This window comes from Stappia sp. TSB10P1A, assembly GCF_900185725.1.
Lineage (GTDB): Bacteria > Pseudomonadota > Alphaproteobacteria > Rhizobiales > Stappiaceae > Stappia.
Genome location: NZ_FYAU01000058.1, coordinates 1 through 1,176 on the forward strand (window position 1 = coordinate 1; position 1,176 = coordinate 1,176).

At 67.8% G+C, this 1,176-nt stretch carries 2 protein-coding genes; both read left to right on the forward strand.

Annotation, left to right across the window (positions count from 1 at the left end; all coding sequences use genetic code 11):
* Positions 1 to 116: 116 nt before the first annotated feature.
* Positions 117 to 461 (forward strand): hypothetical protein, encoded by a 345-nt coding sequence (locus TSB10P1A_RS23420; protein ID WP_186390386.1) that lies wholly within the window; start codon positions 117 to 119, stop codon positions 459 to 461.
* The gene (locus TSB10P1A_RS23425) at positions 461 to 1,147 is read left to right on the forward strand and encodes a hypothetical protein (protein ID WP_186390387.1); all 687 of its coding nucleotides are present in this window, start codon (positions 461 to 463) and stop codon (positions 1,145 to 1,147) included. Before TSB10P1A_RS23420 ends, TSB10P1A_RS23425 begins: the two co-directional genes overlap by 1 nt.
* The last annotated feature ends 29 nt before the right edge of the window (positions 1,148 to 1,176 follow it).

Sequence of the window (1,176 nt, forward strand, 5' to 3'; positions counted from 1 at the left end):
GCCGGTGGCGGTCGCCGCCATCTGGGTCGGCGGACTGATGATGTGGGCTTGGGTGCTGCCCGTGCTCGGAATGGTGGTTGGGGCTGCGGTCGGCGCCCTCTATCTGGCGCGCTGACATGATCGCCGGTCGGCTCACCATGCGGGCGCTTGTCGAGCGCAACCAGGCGAGCGGGCGGGACGGCTGGAACAACCCGGTCGCGCCGGATTTCCAGCCGCTCGGCACGCTGCCGTGTTTCGTCTGGTCGAATGCCTCGCGCGAGATCGTCGACGGCGACAAGACCGCCATGGTCGAGGACATGCGTGCGCTGTTCGCCCTCAGCGCGGATATCGCCGAGCATGACGAGATCGCCGGCATCACCGATGCGAAAGGCAACACTCTGATCTCCGGCCGCCTGAAGGTGGAAGGCCCGGTACAGCGCAAGCACACGCACCAGGAAGCGGCTTTGAAAAGGATCGGGTGATGGCGCAGAACACATCCCCGGCCGTGATGGCGCAGCGGGCCGAGCCGCACGACAGTCTCGACTACTTCCCCACGCCGCCCTGGGCGGTGCGGGCCTTGTGCGAACATCTCGACACCTGGGGGAGCATCGGTGCCGCCTCGTGCTGGGAACCTGCCTGCGGATCGGGCGACATGGTCCGGGCGCTGAAAGGCTATTTCGGCAAGGTCTCCGGCTCGGATGTTCACGACTACGGGGGAGCCGACCAAGACGAGGTTGCGGATTTCCTGTTCCCGGCACTGCCGGCGCTCGCTGACGCCTGGCCGGCCGGGGCACCAGACTGGATCATCACCAACCCCCCGTTCCGCCTTGCCGAGGCTTTCGCATTGCGGGCGCTCGAGCTGGCGACGGAAGGTGTCGCGTTGCTCGTGCGCACGTCCTTTCTCGAAGGCGTCGGCAGGCGCGAGCGGCTGTTCGCGCGGTTCCCGCCCGAGTGGATCCTGCAATTCACCGAGCGGGTGCCGATGGTCAAAGGGCGACTGGACGGAAGTGCATCGACCGCCACCGCCTATTGCTGGATCGTCTGGGCGCAGCCGTGCCCCTCGGGAACCAGCCGGGCGCCGCGTCACCCGACCCACTTTCCCGCGTTCCGCTGGTTGCCGCCGTGTCGCCGCCGCCTGGAGCGGCCGGGCGATTATCCGGAGGCGTAATCGGTGGCGCGCAAGTCGAAGTCACTCAG

Coding starts and splice junctions, on each gene's coding strand:
- TSB10P1A_RS23420 (WP_186390386.1), top strand. CDS start 117: ATGATCGCCGGTCGGCTCACCATGCGGGCGCTTGTCGAGCGCAACCAG.
- TSB10P1A_RS23425 (WP_186390387.1), top strand. CDS start 461: ATGGCGCAGAACACATCCCCGGCCGTGATGGCGCAGCGGGCCGAGCCG.